This is a genomic window from Nocardioides sp. (assembly GCF_047607185.1).
Classification (GTDB): Bacteria; Actinomycetota; Actinomycetes; order Propionibacteriales; family Nocardioidaceae; genus Nocardioides.
In genome coordinates this window covers 1-6,255 of the sequence record NZ_JASGDQ010000022.1, presented here as the reverse complement: position 1 = coordinate 6,255, position 6,255 = coordinate 1, and the positions used below count along the sequence as shown (strand labels likewise).

Sequence of the window (6,255 nt, the reverse complement as noted above, 5' to 3'; positions counted from 1 at the left end):
CCGCCGCCGTGCCCTGGTCGGCGCCGGCGGCCTGGCCGCCGCGGCCGCGGTCGGCGCCTTCCTGGTGCCGCTGGCCGGCGGCAGCGGGGATACCGCGGTGGACAACGGCATCGCGACCGATCCGTCGAGCGCGGCCTCGACCAAGCCCTCGACATCACCATCGCCGACCACCGAAGCGACGCCGAAGGCCGGACCCTTCGTCGCCAGGACGGGCTGGTGGGACATGCCGGCGAGCGAGATGGCCACGAGGCTGAAGAGCCTGCTGCCATCGGAGGTCCGGCTCGAGTCCTATGCCAAGAACAGCACCTACGCCGACCCGGAGCTCGACGGCGCGCTGAGTCTCAGGTCCGACCCCGATGCCGTGGGCGGGATCCGTGTCGCACTGCTGCAACAGCCGGCCGTCGACCCCATCGTCGACCCGGTTGCCGACCCATCGGAGTACGACGGCGTCGACATGACTGTCGGCGACTACTCCTGCCCCGGCGGCAACATTGCCGAGGAGACGACGTTGATCTCCTGTGAGACGCTCCGAAACCAGGACGGGACGCTGTTGGGACGAATCCAGGAGACCGTCCACGGCGGCATCGTCAACCGCCAGGCGAAGATCGTCACCGCCGGAGGAGTGATCTACGTTGCGACAGTCAACGCGACCGGAGAGAAGTGGGAGACGCCCTCCGGAACGGCGCCGCTGCTGACCTTGGACCAGGCGCTCGCTCTCGCCGAGTCCTCCGTCTGGACCGACTGGGACCCAGCAGGGAAGCCTGAATGACTCCCTCGCGGGACGTCATGCGGATGGAGCCTCCTATGGCTCGGATCGCATGACGTCCCGCGGCCGTGGTCAGGCAGCAGGCTCCTCGCGCCAGCCGGTGAGCGGGTCGGTGGCGCCCTCGGCGCCGCCGGTGTCGGACTCGGCGTCGGGGTCTTCCTCCGGCGTCATCACGGCGTCGGTGGGCGCGGCGACCTCCCACGGGTTGGCCTGCCGGGCGGCGGTGTCCTCGGTGGCCGGCCGCTCGTTGCGCCGCAGCCGCGTGACGCCGCGGTTGAGGTCGTGGCCGACGAAGATCGCCTCGATCTCATTGGTGGTGTGGACCTGGCCGCTCTGGTCGGTCCAGGTGCTCACGTTGAGGCGGCCGTGGACGCCGACGGCGTCGCCCTTGACCAGCGACTCGGCGACATTGCGCGCCAGGCCGCGCCAGGCGTTCACGGTGTACCACTGTGTCGGCGCGTCGGCCCACTCCCCGGTGCGCCTGTGGAAGTGGCGCGGCGTGCAGCCGAGCCGGAACGTGGCCAGGTCGGTGGTGCCGGCCTGACGGAACTGGACCGTGCCGCCGACATAGCCCTGCACGGTGATGATGGTGTCGTTCATAAGACTCACTCCTCGTCGTAGATGACCGATCAGGTCTGACTCAGAGCCTGCTCAAGGGCACCGACACTTCGGTACGCCGTGACGACGGCCTGTGGATATCGCTGTTCGGAGGCCGCCTGTGGAGAGTTTCTGGCCTATTTGAGGGCGCGGGCCAGGCCCTCGCGCACCGCGGAGTAGGCGGCGAGCTCGGCCTGCACCGGCTCGACGACGAGCTCGCCGGCAACCGTGGAGACCGCCGCGCGGAGCCGCTGGTCGGCGCGCGCGGCCCGCGATCGCGCGGTCGCGGCCACCAGGAACCGGCAGACGAGGGCGAGCACGATGCCCAGCACCACTCCCCCGATGCCGAGCAGCACCGGCAAGGCGATGCCGCCGACCTGGGGCGTCTCGTCGTCGGAGAGCGTCCCGGACACGGCTGCGGCCAGCGTCCAGATCCCGCCCGCGACAGCGGCGAGGATGAGCAGCCATTGCAGCACCCGGATCAGACCGGCCCAGACCGGCAGCCGGTCGGCACCCAGGTCGACGTCGCCGACCGCGGCGTCGAGCCGGTCGTTGAGGTCGCCGATCCGGGACACCGAGGCCTCCCGGATCGACTCCTGCCACGGCTTGCCGAGGCCCGCCGAGGCGTCGTCGGCCAGGGCACGGACCTCGGTGTCGACCCGGGCGCGCTGCACGGCGGTCGGCTCCGGCACCGAGGTGCGGGCGCGACCGGTGAGCTCCTTGCCGGCCGAGCCGAGGTCGAGGTGGAGCCGCTTGAGCGGGTCCGGCTTGAGCGCGGAGATCCAGGAGACCAGCGGCCAGCCGGTGGCGCGGTTGGCTCGCACCCGGGTGGCGCGCTGGACGGCGTCGACGACCGTCGGCACGCCGGCGGCCTCGGCGATGGCGTCGTCGAGCGCCTCGACGCGGGCCGGCGCCAGGGAGCGCGGCTTGGCGTCGCCGGACTCGGCCTCGATCTTCGCGGCGATGGCCTTGACGTCGGCCTCGAGCCGCTGTCGGGTGGCCTTCTTCTCCTTGACCCGGCGGGCGATCTCGGTCTTGAGCTCGGGGATGCCCCAGCCGAGCTTGGCGCTGACGGGGATCACCGGCACGTCCGGGAGGCCGTCGGCGTCGAGCAGACGACGTACGTCGGCGAGCATCGCGTCGCGGCGGTCCTCGGGCACCTCGTCGATGTGGTTGAGCACCACGACCATGACGTCGGCGTGGGTGCGCAGCGGCGCGAGGTAGCGGTCGTGGATCGCGGCGTCGGCGTACTTCTGCGGGTCGAGCACCCACACCAGCATGTCGGTGAGGACTACGAGCCGGTCGACCTCGAGGTGGTGGGAGACCTCGGTGGAGTCGTGGTCGGGCAGGTCCAGCAGCACCACGCCGTCGAGCTCGTGGCCCTCGCGGCGGGTATCGAGCATGGAGTCGCGGGTGGTCTGGTGACGCTCGGGGATGCCGAGCCACTCCAGCAGCTCTCGGGCGCCCTGGATGCCCCACACGCAGGCGGTGGCCCAGGAGGTGGTCGGCCGGCGCACGCCGACGGCGGAGAGCTCCAGCCCGGTCAGCGCGTTGAAGGTGGAGGACTTGCCGGATCCGGTCGCGCCCGCGATGCCGACCACGGTGTGGTCGGCGGAGAGCTTGAGGCGGCCGCCGGCGCGGTCGACGACGGTCCGGGCCTCGACGACCAGGTCCTCGCTGAGACGGCCGTCGGAGGCGTCGACCGCCGCCGCGAGTCCGTCAAGGCGCTCGCCGATGTCGGAACCCTTGGTGACCAGGCCCTTCACGGCGTTCTTGGCACTCTCCAGCAAGGCCATGCTCTCCCTTGAGTTCTCGACGGACGGGCCTAAGCGTAGTAGCCCGGACGGGCTAGTCTCGCGCGGACCGGTGGTGCGGTCGCGGGCTTCTAGGGAACCCTAGTCATCGAGCTGGGCCGCGAAGCGTACGTCGTCCACCCGGCGGGACGCCTGGCGGAGCCGCTCCGGCGCCGCCGGGTCGATCTCGAGCCCGTCGAGCAGGCCGGTGAACCGGACCTCCTCGTCGGTGAAGAGCAGCCTGATCCGGGCCTCCAGCGAGGTGCGGGCGCGCTCGGCGAGGCTGCGTACGGCCTGATCGCCGAAGACCGCCTCCAGCAGCTTCTGGCCGACCACGGCCGAGCCGCCGGCGATGCCGACCTCGGCGCCGGTCAGGCCGGCGGTGTTGGCGAAGACGACCATCATCAGCGCCACCGAGAGGCCGTTGACGCCGAAGGCGAGGAAGCGCGCGGTGGAGCGCTTGTCGGCGCCCTCGGTCTTGACCATGTCGAGCACGTCCTGCTGCCAGTCGCGCACCGCCCGCTCGGCCTTACGGCGCAGGTCGCGGGAGGCGCGGCCCAGCTCGCTCGGCGCGGACTCGACCAGGCCACGACCGGCCTCCAGCTGCAGCCAGGTGGCCTCGGCCCGCTCGGCGGCGGCCTCGGCGTGCTCGAGGATGAGCAGCTCCAGGCCGGACTCGACCGCGACCTGGACGTGCTCGGCCTGCTGCGGCTTGCCCCGGACGGCGTTGACGAGCCGGTCGCGCAGCTTGCCCACCTTGGACTCCAGCGAGCGCAGCAGCTCTCCGGTGCCGACGAACTCCTGCCAGCGGGCCAGCACCTCGCCGCGCAGCATGGTGCCGTCGGCGGTGGCGGCCAGGATGGCCTTGATCCCCTCGGCGTACGCCGTCTCGGCGTCCTTGCGCAGCCGCGTCACGGCCTCCGCCTGGCCGACCGACGCGTCGGCGATGGCGTGGGTGCGCCGCGAGACGGTGCGGATGGCGCCGTCGAGGGTCTGCTGGACGACGGTCTGCCGGGCGGAGGCGTCGGCTGCGAGCAGGTCCAGCCAGCCGCGCACCTCGGCGACGCTGTCGGCGGGCAGCAGGCCCTCGGCGGAGACGACGCCCTCGCGGACGATGAACAGCGGGCTGTCCTTGAGCCCGCGGGCGGCCAGCATCCGGGCCAGGTGGGTGGCGACGGTCTGTACGGCGTCCTCCGGGGTCCGGTCGAGCACGATCGCCACCGCGGTGGAGCGCTCGGCGGCCGAGCGCAGGAACTCCCACGGCACCTGGTCGGCGTACCGCGCGGAGGAGGTGACGAAGATCCACAGGTCGGCAGCGGCGAGCAGCTGCGCGGCGAGCAGCCGGTTCTGCTCCTCGACGGAGTCGACGTCGGGGGCGTCGAGGATGGCCAGCCCGGCGGGCACCCGGTCGGAGGGGACCAGCTGCAGCGCCTTCGGGTCGTTGGTGGCGTGCGAGACCCGCTCCAGCTCGGGCAGCAGCCGGTCCTGGCCGAACCAGCGGCCGTCGGCCGGGTTGTGGACCAGGACGGGTGAGCGGGTGGTCGGTCGCAGCAGCCCGGCGGCGGTGAGTCGGGAGCCGACCAGCGAGTTGACCAGGGTGGACTTGCCGGCGCCGGTGGAGCCGCCGACGACGGCGAGCAGGGGCGCCTCGATGCTCGTGATGCGCGGGATGACGTAATCCTCGAGCTGGCCGAGGAGCTCGCGCTGCGCGGCGCGCTGCTCGACGGCGCCGGGCAGATCCAGCGGCAGCCGGACGTCGGTCAGTGCCTGGTGGAGCCGCACCAGCGCGGTCAACATGCGCGCGCCGTCTGCGGCGTCGGTGCTCGGATCGAGCGTCATCGGGTGGGCACCACCTGTCCGGGAAAAGCGATGGTCGGCCTGACCTTACCGATTCGGTCGACGTACTCCCCTCCCCGGGCGGCGAAGTCGGGTGGTGGCGTGCCCCGCAGGTAGCGGGAGTGGAGGAAGCCGAGCTCGATCACCGCCTGCTGGTAGTCGCGCATCGCGACCGCGGCGGCGGCCCCGCCGTGCTGGGCCGCGAACGACCTGGCGAGGCGGCGGGCGCGCAGGTCGACGACCCAGCCGATGTCACTGGCCGGGAGCAGGCCGCGCGCCGCCGCATCGCCGAGGGCGTTGGCCAGCATCCGTCGCTCGGAGGTGCGCGCCCACAGCGCCAGAGCGCCCAGGCCGCAGAGGATCGGGAACATCAAGACGGCGTAGACGATGACGAAGCCGCCGAAGCCGTAGACGGTCGAGGAGTTCCACAGCGCGTGCGCGGCGACGGCGAGCGCGTAGCCGCCCAGTGGCAGCAGCAGGCGCAGCGCGCCGGAACGGGCGTTGACCGCGAGCCCGACCGCGACGCCGGTGAACGCGGTGAACAGGGGGTGGGCGAACGGGCTGGCCAGGCAGCGCATCGCGAAGGTGGCGGTGAGCGCACCGGCGCCGCCCGGCGCGACGCCGGTGGTGCCGTCGTAGGCGGCGGTGAGATAGAGGATGTTCTCGGTGAAGGCGAAGCCGATGCCGACCATGCCGGCGTAGACGATCCCGTCGAGGACGCCGTCGAGCTCGTCGCGGCGCCACCACAGCAGGGCCAGCAGGAAGGCGCCCTTGCATGCCTCCTCCACGATCGGTGCGAGGACGGCGATCGAGGTCTCGTCGGTGAGGCCGGCGACCCAGCCACCGACGCCCTCGAGGACGAGAGCGGCGAAGACCGCGACGAAGGCGCCCCAGCCCAGGCCGAGGGCGAGCAGGGCACGCGGCTCCGGCTCGTAGCGGTCCAGCCACAGGAAGCAGGCGACCAGCGGCACCACCGGCAGCGAGGCCAGCACGGTCGCGGTCACCAGGGTGCCCGGGGCGCCGGAGAGCGCCACCAGCAGCACCGTCGGGAGCGCGGCCAGGACCACGAGCACGGACACGACGGCCGTGAACGTCGTACCGCTTCGTCTGGCCCCCATGGCCGAAGCCTAATGGCGACTAGTGGTCGTCTCCGGAAGTTCGTCCCGGGTCTGCGCGGCCCAGGCACACCCATCGCGGCGTTGGCGCCGCTCGGAAGACGCCCGGTATGCCGTCGCGACGCCGCCTTGCGCTGCGCGCACCTGG

At 72.5% G+C, this 6,255-nt stretch carries 5 protein-coding genes; 1 reads left to right on the top strand and 4 read right to left on the bottom strand.

The window, feature by feature from the left end; translation table 11 throughout:
* Nucleotides 1–769, top strand: a 769-nt coding sequence (locus QM595_RS02150) for a hypothetical protein (protein ID WP_415169877.1), incomplete at its 5' end; no start/stop codon positions are given.
* A gap of 69 nt (nucleotides 770–838) precedes the next feature.
* Here the strand turns inward: QM595_RS02150 and QM595_RS02145 are convergent.
* From QM595_RS02145 to QM595_RS02130, 4 genes are all read right to left on the bottom strand, one after another.
* Nucleotides 839–1,366 (bottom strand): single-stranded DNA-binding protein, encoded by a 528-nt coding sequence (locus QM595_RS02145; protein WP_415169876.1) that lies wholly within the window; start codon nucleotides 1,364–1,366, stop codon nucleotides 839–841.
* Between the two features lie 134 nt (nucleotides 1,367–1,500).
* Nucleotides 1,501–3,159: a GTPase family protein gene (locus QM595_RS02140; RefSeq protein WP_415169875.1), complete on the bottom strand. Its 1,659-nt coding sequence runs from the start codon at nucleotides 3,157–3,159 to the stop codon at nucleotides 1,501–1,503.
* A 99-nt stretch (nucleotides 3,160–3,258) separates the two neighbouring features.
* Nucleotides 3,259–4,995, bottom strand: coding sequence for an ABC transporter (locus tag QM595_RS02135; protein WP_415169874.1), 1,737 nt, complete (start codon nucleotides 4,993–4,995; stop codon nucleotides 3,259–3,261).
* The gene (locus QM595_RS02130; protein WP_415169873.1) at nucleotides 4,992–6,110 is read right to left on the bottom strand and encodes a PrsW family intramembrane metalloprotease; all 1,119 of its coding nucleotides are present in this window, start codon (nucleotides 6,108–6,110) and stop codon (nucleotides 4,992–4,994) included. Before QM595_RS02130 ends, QM595_RS02135 begins: the two co-directional genes overlap by 4 nt.
* Between the last annotated feature and the right edge of the window lie 145 nt (nucleotides 6,111–6,255).

What these genes read in the sequence shown, in the direction of transcription:
- QM595_RS02145 (WP_415169876.1), bottom strand. Translation starts at nt 1,366, where the DNA reads ATGAACGACACCATCATCACCGTGCAGGGCTATGTCGGCGGCACGGTC.
- QM595_RS02140 (WP_415169875.1), bottom strand. Translation starts at nt 3,159, where the DNA reads ATGGCCTTGCTGGAGAGTGCCAAGAACGCCGTGAAGGGCCTGGTCACC.
- QM595_RS02135 (WP_415169874.1), bottom strand. Translation starts at nt 4,995, where the DNA reads ATGACGCTCGATCCGAGCACCGACGCCGCAGACGGCGCGCGCATGTTG.
- QM595_RS02130 (WP_415169873.1), bottom strand. Translation starts at nt 6,110, where the DNA reads ATGGGGGCCAGACGAAGCGGTACGACGTTCACGGCCGTCGTGTCCGTG.